Raw genomic sequence first — 22228 nt, 5'->3', positions numbered from 1 at the left:
TCCGAATTCGCTGTCAAGCACGGCAAATCGGCTCACGTTTGAGCCTGAAATCGGAGACGGCCTCGCGGCTCGCCGCGTCCGCCTCGGTTTCGCGAGGTCAAATTCCGTCTGCCGCGCAGACTCCTAGGACAGTCCTGCCATCTGCGCCAAGCCCTTCGACGGCTCGCCCTGGTATGTTCCGCTGGCGGTGGACGTCAAGCCGGCACCAAGCTGAGCGCCTTGAGCGACGTAGCGCAACTGGGCGACTGGTCTGGGCTGCGCGGCAACGCGGCCCACACCGCCAAGGTCCAGATTGTCGGCCGCGCGTGCATATGCCGGCCACGCCGTCAATATGCATGCTGCTCGTGAATATTGGAGAGAATTTTCCGGCATAGCCGGCGTAGAGTAGCTGGGTCTGGGACATTTTCAACTGACGCAACACATTGGAAAGAATTGCTTTCTACACCCTTGGAGGAAGACGATGAGTACGAACGGCATGAACACCTTTTCCCTGCACAGCGCGGATACCGCCGCGCTGTCCACCATTGCTACGCTGAAAAGTGAAGTCCAGGGCGCGGCCACTCACGCCTTCGCCGGTGCGCCGGGAATCCATGCGCTCGATCCCGAAACGGCGGCGCGCCGTTACCTGAACAGCGCATTGGCTAGTCCCGCGATCCCGTCATTCACCGCCCCCAAGGCCAGCCAGGTGGGTAGCGAATTCAAGAGCATTGGCGCGGAAACGGTGCCGCTCACCGACACCGTCACCGTCAAGTTCCGGCAGAACCTGAACAAGATTCCCGTCTACGGTTCGCTGGTGACTGTGGAGTTGGACGGCCAAAATGAATTGATCGGGATTGACTCGGCGTTGGGCACGCCGCAGGGTGTCGACCCATTGGCCAAACTGGCGCCGGCCGATGCCGCGGCAATCGTGCAGAACCATAGTGGCTATCAAAAAGAGTTGGCCGGGATCGTGCCGCGCCTGAACTATTATTTTGACCAGAATCAGGAAAAATGGCGCCTGGTGTTCATGTTCGAAGATGTGCCGGTGGTTCCCACGACCAAGGTGGCAGGGCAAAAAGCGCCGGTGTTGATGGATTACTTTGTCGATGCCCACGACGGCGACGTCGTGGCAGAGTTCCCCCGCACGCCGACTGCCGGCGCCTCGGTCAGTGCAGTCGATGATTTTGGCGTACAACGCCAGTTCCGCGTGGAGGCGCATGACGGCGTCAAGACCCTGTTCGACGCCGAGCTGAACGTGCAAACCTACGATTTCGAATTCCGCGACCCGGTGCTGGCGTCGGAGCAGTTGCCAGGCGACGCCATCCACGCTGGCGCCAGCGATTTTTCCGGCAGTGCGGTCAGCGCCCACGCCAATGCGTGCGAGGTATCGCGCTACATGCGCGAAGTACTGAAGCGCGCCAATATCGACAACCAAAGCGGTCGCATGACCTCCAGCATCAATTGCGTTGACGGCAGCGACTCTCCGGACGGCAAGCAGTGGTTGAATGCATTCTGGAACGGCAGTCAGATGGTCTACGGACAGCGGATCGATGGTGCCGCCGACATGTTGTCCATGTCAGCGGCACTCGACGTGGTGGCGCACGAAATGTTCCATGGCGTAACGGACAAGACATCCCGCCTGGTGTACGCGCAGCAGTCCGGCGCGCTGAACGAATCCTATTCGGATATTTTCGGCATTATTATCAACAACCAGCAGGAACCGGATGCGCGCCTGTGGAACTGGGCGCTAGGCAGCGGGCTGTTGCCAGGCGGCGATCCGTTCCGGGATCTCAGCAATCCAGGCAAATTTGGCCAGCCCGACCATATGACAAACTATAAGAAATTGCCCAACACGCGCGCCGGCGATTATGAAGGCGTCCACACCAACAGCGGCATCCACAACAAGGCTGCGTACAATATGCTCACTGGCACCGGAAGCGGCGCCAAACCGGTACTCAAGCCCCGTGAAGTGGCGGCAGTGTTCTACCTGGCACTGACGCAACACCTGGCGCCCACGTCGCAATTTCGTGACAGCCGCAACGGTGTGTTGAGCAGCGCACGCAGCCTGTTCCGCAAGGACCCGCCTGCGGAGCGTGAACTGAAACTGAAGGTGATCGGCGACGCATTCTCGCAAGTGGGCGTCGGCTGAACCTCTGCGGCACTGCGCGGCCCGGTTGCTCCACCTGGCAGGATAAGCCAGGCAAACGCCGCGCAGACCGCTTCAATAGCGTGTCTCGTTTTGACATGCGTTGACGGGACAACGCAATTTTCGGCCCCATTATCACGACGGGACCTCGTCACATACCAGATGTTTCCAACCAAGAAATCATCGAATAAGCTCACTACAGGATCCGAACCGATGGCGAAAAACGATCCCCGGCCACACTTGTCTTAACCGGGTGCATGAGGCAAGCTGGCGCAATGAACAATCAGTCAACTCAATACTCGTTGGAAAATCCGAACCGCATGCGCGCCAGCCAGAAAAAAACGGCTTGTCATGCAGCCCCCTTGGCCAGCAAGAATGCCAGGTCGTCGCCATGATGCGAACATTCCGCTACGGCACTTCTGAAAGCCAGGTCGGCGATCTCTACCTCCCCGCACTGGACATGCGGGCAGTCGTCTGTCTCCTGCACGGTGGTTTCTGGCGCATGCCGTATGGGCGCGAAGAGATGGCAGCCATCGCGGCCGATCTTGCTTCGCGCGGCTTTGCCGTGTGGAATATAGAATACCGCCGAGTCGGCAGCCCGGGCGGCGGTTGGCCCGCTACGCTGGAAGACATTGCGGCAGCCATCGATCACCTGGCCGCACTCGCCGCCGGCGCGGCCGGCCTGGATCTGCGCCGCGTTGCCGTCGTCGGGCATTCGGCTGGCGGCCATCTGGCGCTGTGCGCCGCCGCACCCAGAGCGCAGGCCGATGCAAGGTTTGCGCCACGCAAAGTATTTCCCTCGGCAGTTGCCGGGTTGGCAGCCGTGGTTGACCTGCATGCAACGTTCACCCTCAATTCTGGAAACAATGCGGTCAGCGCGCTGCTCGGGGGATCCCCAAGCCAGCACCCTATCCCTTACGCGCAAGCATCGCCACTCGGCCTGGTGCCTCTGCATGTGCGACAGTTGATTCTCCATGGAACGGAAGACGAGGCATTGCCAGTCGAACACTCTCGTGCGTATGTGAAAGCCGCTCGCGACGCGGGTGACAGCGTCGACTATGTCGAACTACCCGGCATGGGCCACTTGGAATACCTCGATCCCGCAAGCGAAGCGCACGATGCGCTATGCAAGTGGCTCGATATCGTGCTCGCTACTCAAGACGCCTGAAGCAGACCTGACCCAGCCGCTCCTTGCGGCGCAAGGCCGCATCCACGGCTGCGGCTTTAACAACGCCAGTATTCCCTTCTCGTCTGCCTGCGACTAGGTCGACAAGAAACTGTTCTGAGCGCCAACGGCGAGCTCAGCGACGCCGTGGCCCTGTCCGGCACCACACGGCATGCGCTCGATGCAAGCAGCCTGGCGGCGCGCACCATGAGCGACGCCGAGGTGGAATGTTTTGCAACGCCCGCCCCTCGCAGGCGCGCGCGGACATCACTCTGTCGAACCGGTCGACATCCCTGGCACTGCCCGAAGAATCGCCCGACAGAAGCGGCTATGTGCCCGCCAGCTCGCCTCGCGAGAAAGTCCTCTGTTGTAAGAAAGCCCCTGCTTGCGCTTGCTTAACCTGAATCAACAGGCCGCGTGTCGGGCAATCTTACACTGGGCTACTAAGTTGACCATTGGAAACACATTCCCGCCGACCCCGCGGGCTTTCCGTCCAGCATCGCCTGGCGGCCATTGCGCAGGACCAGGACATGTATCCGACAACCAGGCATCCCCTTCTCCGCGTGCTCGCCGCCGCACTGACCAGCATGGCCAACTTCGCCGTGGCCGGCGCCGACCAGCCGCAAGACCTGAACGCTTTGCCGATCGAGCAATTGCTCAACCTGGAAATCATCACCGCCTCCAAGTTCGCGCAAAAGATCAGCGAAGCGCCTTCGTCGGTGTCGGTCATCACGGCGGAGGATATCCGCCGCTTCGGCTACCGCTCGCTGGCCGACATCCTGCGCAGCGTGCGCGGCGTCTACGTGACGGACGACCGCAACTACAGCTACGTCGGCACGCGCGGCTCCGGCCGCCCCGGCGACTTCAACACGCGCCTGCTGATCCTGGTCGACGGCCGCCGCCTCAACGACATGGTGTACGACCAGGGCGCCGCCGGCAACGAATTCCCCATCGACATCAGCCTGGTCGAGCGGGTCGAATTCGTCCCCGGTCCAGGTTCGGCCATATATGGCAGCAGCGCATTTTTCGGCGTGATCAACGTCATCACCAAGACCGGTGCCGCGTTCCAGGGCAGCACCGCCAGCGCCAGCGCCGCCAGCAGCGCCACGCGCCAGGCGCGCCTGGCCAGCGGTTTTGCGCGCGCCAGCGGCGTCGACCTGCTGCTGGGCGCGTCCTGGCTGGAGCGCAAGGGCAGCGACCAGTATTTCCCCGAATACGACGATGCCGCCCATAATTTCGGCCTCGCCCGCAACCTCGACCATGACAGCTACAAGCGCGCATTCGCCAAGCTGTCATGGGGAAGCTTCGCCGCCAGCGCCTACTTTGGCCGGCGCACCAGGGGCATCCCAACCGCTTCCTACGGCCAGCAATTCAACGATCCGCGCAGCCGCACCACCGACGAGTACGCCTCCGCCAGCGCCTCCTGGCAGGCGGCGCTGAGCCCGACCCTGGAAGTGCATGCCGGCGTCAACCTGCGCAGCTACCGCTACCAGGGCACCTATATCTACGTGCCCGACAGCGCAACGGTGAATATCGACGCCGCCGAGAGCCGCACCAGCGCCACCGAATTGCGCCTGCTGAGCACGGCATTCCGGCACCACAAGATCATTGCCGGCGCCGAATACGCCAGCGACACCAAACGCATGATGAGCAACTACGACCTGGCGCCGTATGCCTTCAACCTGTTCAGCGACCGCCCGAAAAAACGCGCCGGCGTGTACCTGCAGGACGAGTTGCGGCTGGGCGAACGCGTGATCCTCAATGCCGGGCTGCGCCACGACCACGATGCCGAAGGCGGCGGCGCCAGCAATCCGCGCGTGGCCCTGATCGTCAAGGCGGCCGCGCACAGCACGCTCAAGGCGCTGTACGGCACCGCCTTCCGCTCGCCCAACTCCTACGAGCGCTACTACGCCACCAGCACCGGCTTCAAACTCAATCCCGGCCTCAAGCCCGAGCACATCAAAACCTATGAATTGATCGGGGAATATTTTCCATCTGAAAATTTCAGGGCCAGCGCCTCGGTCTTCCATTACCGCTTCACCGACCTGATTGCCTTGAGCACCGACCCGCTCGACTGCCGGCTGGTGCAGTCGAACATCGATTCGGCCCGTTCCAAGGGCGCCGAGTTCGAGGCGGAATGGCTGCGCGATGACGGCGCTTCGCTGAAAACCAGCGTCAGCCTGCAATACGCGCACAACGGCGCCAGCGGCGAATGGCTGAGCAACTCGCCGCGCCAGTTGTTCAAGCTAAACTATGCCAAGGCGCTCTGGCGCGATACCCTGCACAGCGCGCTCGAATACCAGTTCACCAGCCGCCGCCGCACGGCGGCGGGCGGCCACGTCGGCGGATTCGGCCTGGTCAACGTCACCTTCCTTGGGCACGCCATGGGCAAACGGCTGGAACTGTCCGCCAGCGTCTACAACCTGCTCGACAAGCACTACGCCGATTCCGCCAGCGAAGAGCACTACGATAGCAGCAGCCCGGCGCGCTATCTGAACGCCATCGGCCAGGATGGACGCGCCTGGCGCCTCCAGGCCAGCTACACCTTCTGATATGCGCCTGCGCCCCGCTTCCATGCATGCCGCGTGGCTGGCCGCCAGCGCGCAGCGACGGCGTTGCTGCGCCCTCGCGCTGGCCTTGCTGCTGCCCGCCGCCACCCGCGCCCAGGCCCCGGCGGCGGAGTACGCGGCGAAAGCGGCATTCATCTACAACATCGCCTTGTTCAGCACGTTTCCAAATGCGCAATCCGGCCTGGTCAGGCTATGCATCCTCGGACGCGACCCGTTCGGCAAACTGCTCGCCGGCCTGGAGGGCAAGCCGCTCGGCGAAGCGAAGATGACGATCGCCTACCCGCACTCCGGCCGCGACGCGCTCAAGCAATGCCAGATCGTGTTCATCAGCGCCTCCGAAAGCGACACCGTGGCCCTGCTGGCGCAGTCGGCGCGCCAGGAAGGCGTGCTGACGGTGTCCGATGCGAAAGGCGCGGCGCGCAGCGGGATCATGGTCGAACTGGACGTCGAGGACAAGCGCATCGCCTTCGAGTTCAACGCCGAGGCGGCGCGCGCCGCCAATATCGCGCTCAGTTCCAAAGTGCTGCGCCTCGCGCGCATGGTGTATTGAACCCACGAAACGGACCCATCATGAAACGCCCCTGGCCTCGCCGCCGCAGCCGCAAACAAACCCTGAGCACCAAGCTCAAGTGGGCAAACCTGGTCACCAGCGGGACCGTCATCCTGCTCTCGACCCTGTTCCTGCTCGGGATCCAGACCTATTTTTTCACCTCGGGACTGGTGCGCCAGACCCAGGCCCAAGCGGCCATGGGCAGCGAAAACATGTCGGCCGCCATGCTCTTCGGCGACCAGCACGCCGCCAACGATATCCTGGCCGCCCTGCGCGTGGTATCCGACGTGAAGTCGGCCGTGGTCTACGACAATGCCAACGTCCGCTTCGCCAGCTACCTGCGCGACGCCGGGGCGGCCCCGGTCGCGCTGCGCCACGCCAGCGGCCCCGGCTACGCCCTGTCATACCGCCATGTCACCGTGGTCGAGCCGCTGATCGTCAAGCGCCAGCGCCTGGGCACCCTGATCGTCCAAAGTTCGCTGGACAATGTGTACCGCCAGCTCGCGCTCTACCTGGCGCTGACCATTCCGGTCATGCTCGCGGTGCTGGCCATTGCCCATCTGGTGCTGTCGCGCCTGCAGCGTTTCATTACCAGTCCCCTGCTCGCGCTGTCGGACGCGAGCGCGCAAATCTCGCGCCTGGGCGACTACTCGATCCGGGCCGAGGTCAGCACCCTGGCCGATATCGGCATGCTCTCGACCGCCTTCAACACCATGCTCGACCGCATCCAGAAGCGCGAAAGCGAACTGGAAGCCGAGATTGCCGAGCGCAAGCGGGTCGAGGTCAAGCTCGACCGCCTGGCCCACTTCGACAACGTGACCCAGCTGCACAACCGCCACTTCTTCAACGACCGGCTCGAAGCGGTGATCGCGCGCGCGCAGCGCTGCCAGGAGCGGGCCGTGGTGATGTTCATCGACCTCGACAATTTCAAGGCCGTCAACGATACGCTGGGGCACGACATCGGCGATGAACTGCTGCGCCTGGTCTCGCGCAGCCTGAGCGACACGCTGCGCCCCGGCGACGCCATTGCCCGCATTGGCGGCGACGAATTCGCCATCATCCTGGAGAACGTGCACCAGATCGGCGACGCCGCGATGGTCGCCGAGAAGTGCCTGCTGCGCATTGCCCAGCCAGTCGCCATCGCGGGCCACGAGATCCACATCAGCGCCAGCATCGGCCTGAGCGTGTTTCCGGACCATGCATCGAGCATGCACGAGTTGCTCAAATACGCCGACAGCGCCATGTACTACGCGAAAAACAGCGGCAAGAATGCCTACCGCCTGTTCACGCACAGCATGCAGGAAGATGCACGCAAGCGCTTCACGCTCGACAACAACCTGCGGCGCGCGCTTGAACGCAAGGAATTCGTGCTGCACTACCAGCCCCAGATCGACTTGCGCAGCGGCGCCGTCTGCGGCGCCGAGGCCCTGATCCGCTGGATCCATCCGGAACTTGGCCTGATCAGCCCGGCGGATTTCATTCCCGTGGCCGAAGAGACCGGCATGATCGTGGCAATCGGCGAATGGGTGCTGCGCGAAGCCTGCCACGAACTGCGCAAATGGCATGACGATGGCCACCGGGTACGGATGTCGATCAACCTGTCGGGACGCCAGCTGAGCGAGGAAGGGCTGGTCGCCTCGGTGCTGGCGATCGTCGACGACAGCGGGATTGATGCGCGCTGGCTGGAACTGGAACTGACCGAAAGCATGCTGATGGATGCCTCGGCCAGCGTCATCGACAAACTGCATACGCTCAAGCGCGCCGGCATCGCGCTGGCCATCGACGATTTCGGGACCGGCTACTCCTCCATGAGCTACCTCAAGACGTTTCCGGTGAGCGCGCTGAAGATCGACCGCAGCTTCGTGCGCGACCTGCCGCACAGCACCGAAGACGCCGCCATCACCAAGGCCATCATCGCCATTGCCCGCAGCTTGAAAATGGAAACGGTGGCCGAGGGCATCGAAACGCCGGAGCAAGGCGAGTTCTTGCGCGCAAACGGGTGCGACAAGGCGCAGGGCTATTACTACGGCAAGCCGCTGGCGGCGGCGCAGATGCGCGCCTTGCTCGCGTGCCGCGAGTCGGCGGCGGCCGAGCCGGCCCTGCCGTGCGACGCATGACGACAGGTGGCCGCCCTCGCCTGCGCTGTGGCGGCCATCATCGTCAGCGCGCGGGAATCGGCATCAGTGCGTTGTTGAACATCGATAAGCCTGCGCGCATGGTGGTCCTTAATATAGCCAGTTCCTCCTCAGACCATGCCGGGCGATAGACCGCTTCGTCCTCTGGCCTGCACACGTTGTTGGCCGTGTCGCCACCGTAGAACAGTTTCATGTAGAGGAGCTGCGTAGCGGCCTTGTCGGCATCGTAACTGCCCCCGACCGAGCGTGATACGTCGTCAAACAGATTCCACGCGACGAGCAGGTTGTCGCAATCGACTGTCGTGCTTTCAGTGTCGTCGATCCACGCCAGGGTACGATCGAGTTGGTGTAACGTTGGCGTCTCGTCGACCAGCTCCAAGCCGAGATCGTCCACATGGCGGCGCAGATCGGCCTCGCTCGCAAAAACGGGAACGCGGCCGGCCGAATCGAGCAGCACCCCGTCCTCCTCTCCCGAATACCAGACCAGATAAGCGTCGGCAGCGCTTAGTTTGTACCGAAGCACGAAATAACTCACATCCATAGCCCCACCGCCCCCTTAAAAATGGCATACATCTTTATCAAATGCATATATCCGTATGTACAAATTAGCTGATAGCATCCTTTTCTTTCTATTTCGCCAACACAAGCAAAGCCTTGTCGTGGCCTGCTTGCCAACCATCTGGAGCTTCACCAGCCATGACCGAATTCCCCGTTTCCGACGCGTCGATCCGCCTGTTTCCCGCACGGCGCATGGCCGCCCTGGTCGCCTCGCTTGCCCTTCCCTTGTCCCTGATGGCCAATCCCGCCAGCGCCGCCAATTGCAGCGCCGCCGTGTACAACGGCGGTTTGTATAACGTCGTCAACGCCGCGTCCGGCAAAGTGCTCGACGTCGTCGCCGGCTCGACCCAGGGCGCGGCCGAAGTCCAGCAGTGGGGTTCCGCCAACAGCGCCAACCAGCAATTCTATCTGCGCGACGCCGGCAACGGTTACTGGACCATGCAAGCCAAGCACAGCGGCCTGCTGCTCGACGTGCTGAACCTGTCCGCCAACGACGGTGCCCGCATCATCCAATGGAACGCCACCGGCGCCCAGAACCAGCAATGGCTGCTGAAAAAATCGACCGGCGGCGGCTACAACGTCGTCGCCCGTCATTCGGGCAAGTCGCTCACCGTGGCCGACAACAACAGCGGCTCGCGGGTCTACCAGGCGCTTGATACCGCCGGCGGCCTGCAGCGCTGGTTCTTCAACCCGACCAACGGTGCCTGCGGCGGCCCGGCACCGGACGGCTTCGCGGCCCAGTCCGGCGCTGACGGCTTGAGCACCACCACCGGCGGCGGCAACACCGCGCCCGTCACCGTGACTTCGTGCGGCGCCCTGTCCAGCGCCCTGACCTCGACATCGCCCGCAGTGATCCAGATTCCGGCCGGCACCACCATCGATTGCCGCACCGCCGTGCGTTCGGAAAGCACCTGCGCGGTCGCCTGCCCGACTTACCAGGACCCGGGCAAGAGTACCTACCGCGTTCCGGTCGGCACCCAGACCTGCAAGGAACTCGGCTCGACCAACGAAACGCGCTATATGCGCCCGCGCGATGAAAGCGCTATCTGGGTTGGTTCCAACAAAACCCTGGTCGGCCTGAACAAGGATGCGCGCATCATCGGTGCCTCGCTGATCGTGCGCGACGCCAAGAACGTCATCATCCGCAACCTGTCCATCGAAAACATCAACCCCGGCCTGGTCGAAGCGGGCGACGGCATCACCATCACCAAGTCGAGCCATGTCTGGGTCGACCATGTGCGCTTCAACCTGATCAGCGACGGCCACATCGACATCCAGGACAGCAAGAACGTGACCTTGAGCTGGAACCGCTTTGACGGCACCAACGCGGCCGTCTGCGGCAACCAGCACCACTACACCAACGCCTTGAGCAACTCGCAGGTCAGCTTGCACCATAATTTCTGGAACAAGACCTCCGGCCGCAATCCGAAGCTGCTGGGCGCGGCATCGCGCACTCACCTGTACAACAACTACTGGCTCGACGTGCCCTACTTCGCCATCGGCGCCAGCGACCACGCCCAAGTGAAGGTGGAAGGAAACTTCTTTGCAAACACCGCCAGGCCGCACTGGAACGAAGACAATGCGCTGATCGATGCCAACATTGGCTCGAACCGCTACACCGGCAAGTCGGAAAACGATGTGGAGAAGGATAGCGGCGCCAAGGTGTTTGGCGACACCGTGCTGTTCCCGTACAAGCTGGACAACGTCGACAAGCTGCCGGCCGCACTGAGCAGCGGCAGCGGCGCCCGCTGATCCCCAGCCCGGCTGGCGTGGCCGGGGCGCGCGTGATACCGTTGCCGCTGTTGCCGGCAACGGCGTCCCGAAGGCCCTGACATGCGCCAGCATTCACCGTACGTACCGACCGACAAGCACGACCTGGCGGCCGTGCAAGCCGCCATGGCGGCCGGCTGGCCCGCCATCGCCCCGGTCGTGCCTGATTTGCTGGCCTGGATGCAGGACCCCAACTGGCCGCTGGCGCGCACGCTCGCGCCATTGCTCGCCAGCCTGGGCGCACCGCTCGCGCCCGCCATCAGGCAGATTCTCGATGGCGACGACGCCATCTGGAAACACAACCTGATTTTCCGCGTGGTGGCGCCCTCACCCACCTTGCTGCAAGCGCTGGCCGCCGACCTGCACCGGCTCGCCACCCATCCGAGCGCCTCGGACCGCGCCGAGGAAGTCGACATCGAAGCGCGCGCAGCCCTGCTCCTCCTGTAGCGCCGCCAACGCCGGTGCGCCATGCGCGCGGCCGCCATCCCAGATTGCACGTGACAGGAGCCGCCGCGCCCGTCATACTTCTTTCCGAACCAATCAGATTGCCCGTGCAGCAGCGGTATTTACCGAACAAGACACAAACACTCCTCTGCGCGGGAAGGCATTTTCCCAACATAAAGCAGACGCAACAATGACGACGAACTGGTCACTTTTTCACAAATACGCCGGCACCAAGCCACGACAGTTTGTCGAGGTGCGCGACCTCGGCACGGCGGTCTGGCACGCCACCGGCATGGCCGAAACCTGGGGCACCGACACCCTTGAAGAACTGGCCAGCCCGGCCGCCGCCCAGGCGCGCTACGCGGCCCTGTGCGCCGACGCCGTGGCGGCCGGCTTCACGCTCACGCGCCAGGCCGCTATCGACCTGAACCGGCTCGATGGAGACCTGCTGGCCAGCGAAATCCGCGACGGCGCCCGCAATGCCTTCAACGCCATGCGCGCAGCCCATCCGGACCAGACGCTCAACGCCTTCGCCCTGGTCAGCGACGACAGCGCGATAACCATCATCCCGCTCGCCAACAGTGTGCAGGCGCTGAGCGAGGACGGCGGCGGCGACGATATCGTGTGGAATCCATCGGAGTGGTCGTTCTTCGAGGAAGGCGCCTGGCTGGACATCGCCTACCGCATGATCCTGCCGTATCACCGCGACATCCCCAACGAAGTCGACATCGACGCCCTGCGCGACTGGGTGTTCGGCGCCTGCGCGGCGGCGCTGCGCCAGCTGGCCGACGAGGGCCTGTTCGGCAGCGCCGCCGAGCGCGACGAGGTGGCGCTGCTGTTCCACGTGACCGATGGCGACGGCGACGACGACGTCATCGAAGAACTCAACACGCCGGCATCGTTCAAGCGTTACGCCGCCTGGCGCGCCACCTGGAACCAGTGAAGGCGGTCTAAGCCCTGATACGCGCCAGCACTTGGCGCCACAGCAACTGCGGCGCGATATCGGCATAGCCCGATTCCTGGGCATCGTTGCACTCGATCACGATCCAGCGCCCGTCGGCCGTCCTGGCCACATCCACCACCAGGAATGGCACCCGCACCAGCGCGGCGGCCTGCGCGGCCAGGGCCAGCCCCGCCGCTTGGTCGGCGCAGGCGTATGGTGCCACCTGATGCCAGTAGCGTCCCCAGCCCACGCAGTGCCCGTGCCACCAGAACGAGCGGTACTCGACCGATGGCCGCACTTTGCCGGCCACTTGCCCGCCCACTGGCTGCAACGGGATGAATTCGCGGATCACCGGCTTTTGCCAGTGCAGGATCGGATCGTCCCGGTACAGCCGCGCAGCCTGCTCGTAATGCGCGCGGCTGCGAATCACCGACAGCTCGGGATTGTGCTTGCTGGTCTGGCGCGACCCCTTCATGAACACCGGCCAGCTGAATGCCGCTTCGATCCGGTCGGCCGGCGGCAGGCTGTCGAACACCTCCGTGCGCGGCGTGAGGCCGTCCAGCAAGGGATACCAGGCTTCCAGTTCGCTTGCGCGCGCGTGCTCCTGCGGCGAGTTGACCAGGCGCAGCCCCAACGCCAGCTTGTCCTCGAACTCGGCGTCGTAGTCGGCAATCGGCCCGGTGCGCAGCACGCACGGCTCCTCGGCATCGAAGCGGTAGGGATGCGTACAGTCGAAGTGCAACTCGACATCGAAATCGTAGGCGGCCACGCCCACCGGGTCGCTGACGACCACCAGCTTGTTTTCTAGCCGTGCAATGCTGACCATCCGCTGCCTTGAAAGAGGAATTACCGCACCAGCACCCGGCCGGTCACGCTGGCGCTGCGCGCGCCCGGAACGGCCGGATCGTCGTCGAAGCGGCAGGATTGCACGTAATCGACCGCGTCGGCTACCAGCGCGTCCGGCTCGCTGCCGGCCTCGGCAGCAATGCGCCACGGCACGCCGTCCGCGCCCACCATCAAGCGCAACAGCACCCCGCTGGCGCTGGTCGGCGCCGCATCGAACGGGACAAAGCGCGCAAAGCGCGGCGAGTCCCGGCAACTGCCGGCGCGCAGCAGCGGCGTGACGCCGCCCTCGCCGTCGAGCTTCCAGTTGAACTGCAGCGGATACGGTCCGGTGCGCTGCGCCGCGTCCAGGCCGGGCTTGAAGCGGCAGGCGGCAATTCCGGCCAGCGCGGCATCGTCGAGCATTTTCCAGCCGCTCGTGCGCAGCAGAAGCGGCTGCACCACAGCGCCATCCGGCCCGATCGCAAACGACAGCGTGGTGCTGCCCTGCAAGTCGTACAGCAGCGCCTCGCGCGGCCAGGCTGGTGGCGGGCAGGCACCTGCCCCGGCCAGCAGATGGCTGGGAAACGCCGGCGTGGCCGTGGCGGCCGGCGTGGCGTGCTTGTCCGGCACCTGCGCCACCGACGCCGCCGCTGCGGCGATGCACACGCCGATGACTAATTTTCTGTTCAAATCATTCCACCCGATAAGCTGTGACGGGGCGCTAGCGACCTTGGTACACTTCCAGCGTAAACAACGAGACCGCAACGATGCGCGCATGCGCCGATGGCGCGCACACGGCACCCGGCGGCGTGCCCGCGCCCGGAATACAACGTGGCCGCTCACCAACAAACAGCGCCGCAATTTTCACCTATTTGCCATCGTTGCATCATTTCTTCGGTACAATAAATACATCCCACAGTAAATTTAACACGGCATAACGCATGGCGGTACTAAAATCAGCGGTAACCCGGCAGCGCAAAGAGGCCAGCGCTTGCTAGACGGCCGCCTGTCCCTGACCACGCCCGAGGGCGTGAGCCTGCAATTGACGCCTGCCGGCCCCTACCTGCGCGCGGTCGCCTGGCTGGTCGATTTCCTGCTGTGGGCCGCCGCCTGCTTTCTGCTGCGCCTCGCCATGCCCAGCGGCAAACTCGGCCAGGGCATCTTCCTGTTGCTGCTGTTCGTGACCTACTGGGGCTATCCGATCATCAGCGAAGTCTATTTCAACGGCCGCACGCTGGGCAAGCGCGCCCTCGGCCTGGAAGTGGTGCGCAGCGACGGCCTGCCGGTCGGCTGGCGCGAATCGACCCTGCGCAACCTGATGCTGGTGGCCGACTTCCTGCCGGTCATGTACGCAACCGGGCTGGTGTGCATGATGTTCGACCTGCGCTTTCGCCGCCTGGGCGACATCGTTGCCGGCACCCAGGTCATTTATTACGAAAAAGCCGCGCCGCGCCCCACTCCCTTGCTGGCCCATCCGCTGCCGCTGCCCTTCCCGCTCAGTCCCGACCAGCAGCGCACCCTGGTCGACCTGTTCGAGCGCGAATCGAAGTTGCCGATCGACCGCATGGCCGAACTGGGCAGCATCGCCGAAGCCTTGACCGGCACCCGCGGCATCGAGTCGGTCGAGCGCATGCGCTCTTATGTGGCGGGCCTGACCAAATGAAGCAAATCCAGTTTGAAGCCGACAACGCCGCGCTCTGGACCGAGATCGATGCCATCCTCGACGGTAGCGGCCACGACCAGCGTGCGCTGCCAGCCCTGTACCGGCGCCTGTGCCAGTGCCTGGCGCTGTGCAGCCAGCGCGGCTATTCGCCGGCCCTGACCGACCATCTGCAGAAAATGGTCGGCGCCTGCCACCGCCGCCTGTACGGCACGGTCGTCGAGCGCCCCACCACCCTGATGCGCTGGATGCTGGTCGACTTTCCCTGCCGCGTGCGTGCCGAATGGCGCTTGCTGCTGATCACCTGCCTGGCGTTTTTCGGCGTGGCCCTCGCGGTCGGCCTGCTGGTCTGGTACCAGCCGCAGTGGGCGTACAGCTTCGCCTCGGCCCATCAGCTCCAGGAGTACAGCGACATGTACCAGCCGGGCCGCATCCACGTCGGGCGCGGCGGCAGCCAGGGCGACCTGATGATGTTCGGCTTCTACATCTGGAACAATGTCTCGATCGGCTTTCGCAGCTTTGCCGGCGGCATCTTCGGCGGCATCCCGGCCTTGATCAGCCTGGGCCTGAACGGCATGCACATGGGCGTGATCGGCGCCTGGCTGAGCCGCGACCCGGCCACCGTCCACCAGTTCTGGTCGTTCGTGATCACCCACTCCAGCCTGGAAATTACCGGGCTGCTGCTGTGCTCCATGTCCGGCATCCGGCTCGGCCTGACCCTGATCCACCCGGGCCGGCGCACCCGTGCGCACGCGCTCTTCGCCACCAGCCAGAGCATGTTCCCGGTGATCGTCGGCGGTAGCCTGATGACCATGTTCGCCGCCTTCTTTGAAGCGTTCTGGTCCGGCTCGGGCGCGATTCCGATCCAGGTCAAGTACAGCGTCGGCGGCATCTGCTGGGCGCTGGTGATCGGATTTTTCCTGTTCGCCGGCCGCGGCAAGCAATAAGGGCCGCCATGCAAATCGACAAACTGCAGATCGAACTGCGCCCGCGCACCAATGCCCAGGCGCTCGACCTCGGGTTCAGCCTGCTCCATTCGCACGCCGGCGCCGCCTACATGGCCTTCCTGGCGCTGTGGCTGCCGCTGGTCGCCGTGTGCGCCGCGCTGACCGTGTGGCGGCCCGACCTGGCCTGGGCCTGGCTGATCCTGGCCTGGTGGTTCAAGCCCCTGCTCGAACGCGCGCCCCTGTACGTGCTCTCGCGCCAGGTGTTCGGCACCGCCGTCACCTGGCAGGAAGCGGTACGCGCCTGGCCGGGCCAGCTCGGCGGCGGCTGGTTCCGCCTGATCACCTGGGGCCGCCTGATCAGCGCCGGACGCGGCTTTTGGCAACCGGTCTGGCAGCTGGAAGGCGCCCGCGGCTCGGTCGCCAGTGCGCGCCGCAGCGCGCTCGGCAAGAACGGGGCCGCCTCCTCGGCGGCCTGGTTCGGCGTCGTCTGCGCCCACCTGGAAGTGGTGCTGCAACTGGGCGCCCTGGGCTTCATCGGCATTTTTGCCGCCGACGGCAAGATCGGCAATCCCTTTTTCCTGTTTGCCAGCCTGACCGGCGACGGCGTCAATGTGCTGACGGAGTTGCTCACCCTGGGCGCCTTCGCCCTGTCCACCGCGCTGATGGCGCCGGTCTACACGGCCTGCTGCTTTACCCTGTACCTGAACCGCCGCGCCAGCATGGAAGCCTGGGATCTGGAAATCAAGCTGCGCCAGATCAAGCGCCCGCCAGCGCTGCGCGCGCGCGCCGCCGCGCCCACATCGGTGCTGCTGGCGCTGGCCGGCGCCGGCATGCTGCTGGCGCTGTCCGGCGTGCCCGCCCCGGTCAGTGCGGCACCGGCCGCGCCGGCCCCGGCGCCCGCCAAATGCGAACCGCCCAAGGGCATGGACTTGCCCGAACGCGGTCCGCTGCAAGCGCCCGAACAGGCGCGCATCCGCCAGCAGCTCGACCAGTTATATGCCGAACCCGACCTGCGCGGCTACGAATGCGTGGAAAGCTGGGAGTTCAAGAAGCGCGCCATCAAGGAAAGGAAGAAGGAGGTACGCCCCCGTTCCTCGTTCGACATGAACCTGATCGCCGCCATTCTCAAGGTGCTGTTCATCGCGCTCGCCATCGGCCTGGTGGCCTGGGTGCTGTACCGCTACCGCCACCACTTCCCCTCCTTCGAGCGGGCGGCCAAGGCGCGCGTGGCCACCGAAATAGGCGGCCTGAATATCCGCGCCGAATCGCTGCCGCCCGACGTGACGGCCCAGGTGCGCATCCTGTGGAGCCGCGGCGAGCAGCGCGCCGCCCTGGCCCTGCTGTACCGCGCCACCCTGTCGCGCCTGGTCACCGAAGATGCGCTGGCCCTGCGCCAGGGTGATACCGAAGGCGACTGCCTGCGCCTGGCGCGCCAGGCCGCGCAGCACCAGCAGCTCTCGCCCGGGCGCCTGGAAGTGGCCATCAACGCCACCTCCCTGTGGCTGGGCGGCGCCTACGCCGCGCGCTGGCCCGCCGATGACGCCCTGCTGGCCTGCTGCGCCGCATGGGATACGCAGTTCGGCGCACTGCGGGAGACGGCGGCATGAACGACAACCTGAAAAGCATCCTGTCCGTACTGGCCCTGGTGGCCCTCGGCGCCCTCGGCACCTGGTGCTGGTACGACCTGATGGAACTGCGCTGGGAATCACGTTATTACCGGTCCGAGGCGGCCATGAAAGACCGCATGCTGGCCGCCACGCTCCTGCTGCGCCGCAACGGCCAGGTCGTCAACGGGGTCGGCTCGCTCGGCGAACTGGTGTTACCGAAAGTCGCGGGCGGCACCATGATTCTCAGCGGCGCCTCGGGCACGGCGCTGCCGGGCCAGGCCCAGGAAATACTCGACTGGGTTCGGCGCGGCAATACCCTGATTGCCGAACCGCGCTCGCTGAGCACTGCCGAAGAAGCCGCACTCGCCGCGCTGGAACCGGCCAGCGAAGAAGAAGACGAGGAGGAGGCGGAAGACGAGGCCAAGCCAGCGTCCGCCCCCGCTTCCGCCAGCGCCCAGGACAAGGACGGGAGCAAGGCCAACGAGGATGACGAGGACGAGGACGAGGACGACGAAGACGAAGACGAAGAACCCACGCCGCCCACGCGGGCCGTCCGTTCACCGTTCACCGCCGTGGCCGAAGGCGACCCGCTCACCGACCGCTTCGGCGCGCGCGGGCGGCGCGACGCCAAGGCGTGCAAATGCCGCACCCGGCCGGCCGACGAAGACAAGGACAAGCCGGAAGCGATCGCCGCCGCCCGGCGCGAGCGCGACAAAACCGTCAGCCACCTGGTCCTGCCCGGCAAGACCCATGCGCTCGAACTCGACGGCAGCTCGCGCGAACTGGTCAGCCTGCCCAAGGCCGTCGCCCCGCTCTGGAGCGATGACGATGGCGGCGCCGTGCGCGTCTACCGCGAAGGCAAGGGCCAGGTGGTCTTGCTGGCCACCGATTACTTCGATAACTACAGCCTGGACGAGCGCGACCACGCCGAGCTGCTGCTGGCCCTGGCCGAGCTGGCGCCGGGCCGCCACGTCACCATCGTGCGCAACCTCAACGTGCTGCCCTGGTACAAGGCGCTGTGGCGCAATTACAGCCTGTTCCTGGTCAGCCTGGCGGTCGGCGTGGCACTGATGTTCTGGGCCGCGGTGCGCCGTTTCGGCCCGATCGTGCCCGCGCCCAAGGCTGAACGGCGCTCGCTGATCGAACATATCGACGCCAGCGGGGCCTGGCTGTGGAAGGCCGATGGCGGGCGCCAGCTGCTGCTCGAGGCCGCGCGCGACGATACCCTGGCCCTGATCCGGCGCCGCGCCCCGGCCCTGTTCCGCATGCCGGAAAACCAGCTGTGGGCCACCCTGGCGCGCGACTGCGCACTGCCCGAGGCCGACGTCAGCGAAGCGCTGCAGCAAGACGCCGCCAGCCATGTCACCCGATTCACCCGTCAGATCCGCACTCTTCAAGAACTGAGAAATCACTATGAACGATAACACCGCCACCAGCGCCGCCCCCGCCATCACGGCCGAACGCCTGAGCCAGGCGATCGGCATTGTCCAGCGCATGCGCGAGGAAATCCGCAGCGCCGTGATCGGCCAGCAGGCCGTGGTCGACCAGGTGCTGGCCTGCTGCCTCGCGGGCGGCCACGTGCTGATCGAAGGCGTGCCGGGGCTGGGCAAGACCTTGCTGGTCAAGGCCCTGGCCAAGACCTTCGCCGGCGACTTTTCGCGCATCCAGTTCACGCCCGACCTGATGCCGGCCGACGTCATGGGCCACGCCGTCTACGACATGAAGAGCCAATCGTTCAGCGTGCGCCGCGGTCCCGTGTTCGCGCACCTGCTGCTGGCCGACGAGATCAACCGCGCCCCGGCCAAGACCCAGTCCTCGCTGCTCGAAGTGATGCAGGAGCGCCAGGTCACGATCGAAGGCGAATCGCACCACCTGGCGCCGCCGTTCATGGTGCTGGCCACCCAGAATCCGCTGGAAAACGAAGGCACCTACCCGCTGCCGGAAGCGCAGCTGGACCGCTTCCTGATCAAGGTGCGCATCGATTATCCGAGCGTCGACGAAGAAGAACAGATGCTGCGCATGGTCACCCGCGACCGCGTCGGCGACGGCCTGGAAGTGAGCCAGGTGGCGACCCTGGTCAAGCCCGACACCATCGTCGCGCTGCAACAGCTGGTGGCCCGCATCCGGGTCGACGACGCCGTTGCCGCCTACGCCGTGCGGCTGGTGCGCGCCACGCGCGACTGGCCCGGCATTGCGATCGGCGCCGGGCCGCGCGGCTGCATCGCGCTGGTGCGCATGGCGCGCGCCATGGCCCTCACCTCGGGGCGCGACTACGTGACTCCGGACGACATCAAGGCCGCCGCGCTGCCGGTGCTGCGCCACCGCATCGCCGTCTCTCCCGAAAGCGAACTCGATGGCCTGAGCAGCGACGAACTGCTGCTTGGCCTGATCGAAGAAGTCGCCGCTCCGCGTGGCTGACGTACTGACCCCGTCGCGCACCCTGCTGCTGGTTGCCGGCGGCTGGACCTTGCTTGGCCTGGCGGCCAGCCACGTCGAGGCGCTGCTGCCGCTGTGGCAGGGAGCGGGCCTGGCCGCGCTGGCGCTGGCCTGCGTCGACGCCTGGATTTCGCGCAAGGCGCCGCTGCTGCGCGTCGAGCGCGAACTGGCCGGCGTGTGGCCGGTCGGTACCTGGAACAAGGTCACGCTCAAGCTGCACAACGAGGGCGGCCGCCATGTCGCGCTCGACCTGTACGACGACTACCCCGCCACCTGGGCGATGGAAGGCCTGAGCCACCGCAGCCGGATCGCGCCGGGCGAGTACGCCGCCGTCAGCTATAGCCTGTGCGCCGACCAGCGCGGCCCGGCCAGTTTCGGGCCGGCCCACCTGCGCGTGCGCTCGCCGCTGCGCCTGTGGCAGCGCGTGCACCGCATCGGCGCGCCGAGCAGCATCAAGGTGTTCCCCGATTTCTCCAAGCTGCTCGGGCACACCCTGAGCGCGACCGACCGCCGCGCACCGGCGGCCGGCGCCATCCGCAAGCGGCGCCGCGGCGAAGGCACCGACTTCCGCCAGCTGCGCGAATACCGCGACGGCGACAGCATGCGTTCGATCGACTGGAAAGCCACCGCGCGGCGCCAGAAGCCGATCACCCGCGAGTACCAGGAAGAGCGCGACCAGCAAGTCGTATTCCTGCTCGATACCGGACGCCGCATGCTGGCGCGCGACGACACCACCACCCACTTCGACCACGCGCTCAACGCCGTGCTCACGCTCGGCTTCCTGGCGCAGAAACAGGGTGACGCGGTCGGCCTGATGACCTTCGGCGGCGATACCCGCTGGGTGGCGCCGCTCAAGGGCCGCAACGGGCTCGATCGCCTGCTCGGCGCGGTGTACGACGTGCAGCCGTCCGAAATGGCGCCGGACTATCTTCAGGCGGCCACCAACCTGCTCAACCGCCTGAGCAAGCGCGCTTTTGTCGTCATCATCACCAACCTGCGCGACGAGGACGACACCGCGCTGCGCTCGGCCTGCGAGCTGATGTCGAGCAAGCACCTGGTGATCTGCGCCAGCCTGCGCGAAAAAGTCATGGACGGCGCGCGCAGCAAGGCGGTCGACAGCTTCCCCGGCGCGCTGCGCTACAGCGCCACGGTGCACTACCTGCAACAGCGGCGCGAGGCCATCCGGCGCCTGGGCATCCGCGCCGAGCGCCTGATCGACATCACGCCCGACCAGCTCAGCACGGCGCTGGTGAACCGCTACCTCGACATCAAGGAGAGCGGGCAGCTGTAAGCCCGCTCGTGATGTAGGACCGTCGCGCCCGCTCAGTTGGCCGACGCCGGCGCCGCCGCGGCTGGGGCCTCGGCGGGAGCCCCGCTATCGGCGCTGGCGTCTCCCGACGCCGTTGCGCCATCATCCTCGGCCGGCGCGTTGCGAGCCGAAAAGGGATCCCGGGTCTTCCCGGACCCGGCGGCCTCGCCATAGAAGATCATGTAAATCCACTTTTCTTCCAACGTCATCAGACTCGGCATCGATGCGGCAAAGGCGATCGGGAGTACCCAGGCGGCGATCACCATCACGCGCGTGTTCGGCGCTGGCGGCAAGCCGTACTTGTTCGCCCCCTCGGCGCCGGGCCCGAAGAACATCCACAGGTTAAAAAAGAGGTTCACGAGCGGGACCAGGTGCAGCAGTCCAAACCAGCCGGACAGCTCCATATCGTGCAGGCGGCGGCGCGTGAGGATGAACGTGGCGGCCAGCGCGGGGAGCAGTATCACCAGTCCGAACAAGCCCATCATGGGGCTGAACGTCCTCACGAGCACGACAACCATGGCGGTGATCAAGAGCAAGACCGCGGTCCACAGAAACGTGGAATAGACCAGATAACGCACGCGGCCGATGCGGCCATTCATGGCAAACATGCGCGGCACATAGGTTTCGCCAGTGCCGGCACGGGCCGTCATGTCGGCGGTGGGTGCGGCATACAGATTATTCAATTGGAACTCCCATGAATGGATTGGCGGAAAAATTTCTTGTGTGCCTATTTACATTATCATAAGGTCCAGCCCCGAAATTCTTCAGGGCATAACACGGAGAAAATATGTTCAGCCATATCATGCTCGGTTCAAACGATATCGAACGGTCAAAACGGTTTTACGACGCTGTGCTCGGCACGCTCGGGGCGGGCGAACCGCTGCACAACAAGGCGCATTCCGGCCACGTGCGCCTGTTCTACCGCCACGACGGACAAGTCTTTTGCGTCACCGAGCCGATCAACGGCGAAGAAGCGACCTATGCGAACGGCGGCACCATTGCCTTCAAATGCAACTCGCCCGAGCACGTGCAGCAATTTTACGAATCGGCGCTGGCGCATGGCGGCGATGCCTGTGAAGACCCGCCAGGCAAGCGCGAGACCAGCCTGGGACCGATGCACCTGGCCTATGTGCGTGATCCGGACGGCAATAAGATCTGCGCAATTCACCGCACCGAGTAAGCTG

General features: G+C 65.2%; 19 protein-coding genes. 15 read left to right on the top strand and 4 right to left on the bottom strand.

Going from position 1 to position 22228, the window contains the following annotated elements:
* Nucleotides 1-721: 721 nt before the first annotated feature.
* The 5 genes from F2P44_RS36325 to F2P44_RS05310 all read left to right on the top strand — a co-directional run bounded on the left by F2P44_RS36325 (nt 722) and on the right by F2P44_RS05310 (nt 8527).
* Entirely contained in the window at nt 722-2128 is a 1407-nt protein-coding gene (locus F2P44_RS36325) for a M4 family metallopeptidase (RefSeq protein ID WP_167085672.1), read from the top strand.
* A 388-nt stretch (nt 2129-2516) separates the two neighbouring features.
* Nucleotides 2517-3293, top strand: coding sequence for an alpha/beta hydrolase family protein (locus F2P44_RS05325; RefSeq protein ID WP_167085671.1), 777 nt, complete (start codon nt 2517-2519; stop codon nt 3291-3293).
* 527 nt (nt 3294-3820) lie between these two features.
* A complete protein-coding gene (locus F2P44_RS05320) occupies nt 3821-5842 on the top strand; it encodes a TonB-dependent receptor plug domain-containing protein (RefSeq protein WP_167085670.1) in 2022 nt (673 codons plus the stop codon).
* Nucleotide 5843: 1 nt separating this feature from the next.
* The gene (locus F2P44_RS05315; protein ID WP_167085669.1) at nt 5844-6410 is read left to right on the top strand and encodes a YfiR family protein; all 567 of its coding nucleotides are present in this window, start codon (nt 5844-5846) and stop codon (nt 6408-6410) included.
* Between the two features lie 20 nt (nt 6411-6430).
* The gene (locus tag F2P44_RS05310; protein ID WP_167085668.1) at nt 6431-8527 is read left to right on the top strand and encodes a putative bifunctional diguanylate cyclase/phosphodiesterase; all 2097 of its coding nucleotides are present in this window, start codon (nt 6431-6433) and stop codon (nt 8525-8527) included.
* Nucleotides 8528-8570: 43 nt separating this feature from the next.
* Here F2P44_RS05310 and F2P44_RS05305 read toward each other — a convergent pair whose 3' ends face one another.
* Nucleotides 8571-9086, bottom strand: coding sequence for a hypothetical protein (locus tag F2P44_RS05305; RefSeq protein WP_167085667.1), 516 nt, complete (start codon nt 9084-9086; stop codon nt 8571-8573).
* Nucleotides 9087-9241: 155 nt separating this feature from the next.
* Between F2P44_RS05305 and F2P44_RS05300 the strand changes: the two genes are divergently transcribed.
* The 3 genes from F2P44_RS05300 (at nt 9242) to F2P44_RS05290 (ending at nt 12260) form a co-directional block, all read left to right on the top strand.
* Nucleotides 9242-10855 (top strand): RICIN domain-containing protein, encoded by a 1614-nt coding sequence (locus tag F2P44_RS05300; protein ID WP_223164998.1) that lies wholly within the window; start codon nt 9242-9244, stop codon nt 10853-10855.
* Nucleotides 10856-10936: 81 nt separating this feature from the next.
* Nucleotides 10937-11320: a DUF5071 domain-containing protein gene (locus tag F2P44_RS05295; protein ID WP_167085666.1), complete on the top strand. Its 384-nt coding sequence runs from the start codon at nt 10937-10939 to the stop codon at nt 11318-11320.
* 187 nt (nt 11321-11507) lie between these two features.
* The gene (locus F2P44_RS05290; protein WP_167085665.1) at nt 11508-12260 is read left to right on the top strand and encodes a DUF4303 domain-containing protein; all 753 of its coding nucleotides are present in this window, start codon (nt 11508-11510) and stop codon (nt 12258-12260) included.
* 7 nt (nt 12261-12267) lie between these two features.
* On the opposite strand, the gene F2P44_RS05285 is transcribed toward F2P44_RS05290, so the two are convergent.
* Together F2P44_RS05285 and F2P44_RS05280 are read right to left on the bottom strand one after the other, a co-directional pair.
* Nucleotides 12268-13086, bottom strand: coding sequence for an ATP-grasp domain-containing protein (locus F2P44_RS05285; protein WP_167085664.1), 819 nt, complete (start codon nt 13084-13086; stop codon nt 12268-12270).
* Nucleotides 13087-13106: 20 nt separating this feature from the next.
* Nucleotides 13107-13775, bottom strand: coding sequence for an energy transducer TonB (locus F2P44_RS05280; RefSeq protein ID WP_167085663.1), 669 nt, complete (start codon nt 13773-13775; stop codon nt 13107-13109).
* A gap of 301 nt (nt 13776-14076) precedes the next feature.
* Here F2P44_RS05280 and F2P44_RS05275 point away from each other — a divergent pair, with 301 nt between their 5' ends.
* The 6 genes from F2P44_RS05275 to F2P44_RS35360 are packed head-to-tail and all read left to right on the top strand — an operon-like array spanning nt 14077 to nt 21026.
* Entirely contained in the window at nt 14077-14748 is a 672-nt protein-coding gene (locus tag F2P44_RS05275) for an RDD family protein (RefSeq protein WP_167085662.1), read from the top strand.
* Nucleotides 14745-15692 carry a stage II sporulation protein M gene (locus F2P44_RS05270; RefSeq protein WP_167085661.1) on the top strand — a complete coding sequence of 316 codons (948 nt, stop codon included), beginning with the start codon at nt 14745-14747 and terminating at the stop codon, nt 15690-15692. The genes F2P44_RS05275 and F2P44_RS05270 overlap by 4 nt, the downstream gene beginning before the upstream one ends.
* Nucleotides 15693-15700: 8 nt before the next feature.
* Entirely contained in the window at nt 15701-17299 is a 1599-nt protein-coding gene (locus F2P44_RS05265; protein WP_167085660.1) for a hypothetical protein, read from the top strand.
* The gene (locus tag F2P44_RS05260; RefSeq protein ID WP_167085659.1) at nt 17296-18723 is read left to right on the top strand and encodes a DUF4350 domain-containing protein; all 1428 of its coding nucleotides are present in this window, start codon (nt 17296-17298) and stop codon (nt 18721-18723) included. Before F2P44_RS05265 ends, F2P44_RS05260 begins: the two co-directional genes overlap by 4 nt.
* On the top strand, nt 18713-19717 hold the full coding sequence (locus tag F2P44_RS05255) for an AAA family ATPase (RefSeq protein ID WP_167085657.1): 1005 nt from the start codon (nt 18713-18715) through the stop codon (nt 19715-19717). The genes F2P44_RS05260 and F2P44_RS05255 overlap by 11 nt, the downstream gene beginning before the upstream one ends.
* The gene (locus F2P44_RS35360) at nt 19710-21026 is read left to right on the top strand and encodes a DUF58 domain-containing protein (RefSeq protein WP_167085655.1); all 1317 of its coding nucleotides are present in this window, start codon (nt 19710-19712) and stop codon (nt 21024-21026) included. Before F2P44_RS05255 ends, F2P44_RS35360 begins: the two co-directional genes overlap by 8 nt.
* A 32-nt stretch (nt 21027-21058) precedes the next feature.
* Here F2P44_RS35360 and F2P44_RS05245 read toward each other — a convergent pair whose 3' ends face one another.
* Entirely contained in the window at nt 21059-21727 is a 669-nt protein-coding gene (locus F2P44_RS05245; protein WP_167085653.1) for a DUF805 domain-containing protein, read from the bottom strand.
* 104 nt (nt 21728-21831) lie between these two features.
* Here F2P44_RS05245 and F2P44_RS05240 point away from each other — a divergent pair, with 104 nt between their 5' ends.
* Nucleotides 21832-22224, top strand: coding sequence for a VOC family protein (locus F2P44_RS05240; protein ID WP_167085651.1), 393 nt, complete (start codon nt 21832-21834; stop codon nt 22222-22224).
* The last annotated feature ends 4 nt before the right edge of the window (nt 22225-22228 follow it).

Source organism: Massilia frigida, assembly GCF_011682175.1.
GTDB classification, from domain to species: domain Bacteria; phylum Pseudomonadota; class Gammaproteobacteria; order Burkholderiales; family Burkholderiaceae_D; genus Telluria_A; species Telluria_A frigida.
The sequence above is the reverse complement of the archived record's forward strand: the minus strand, read 5'-3'. Positions and strand labels throughout refer to the sequence as shown.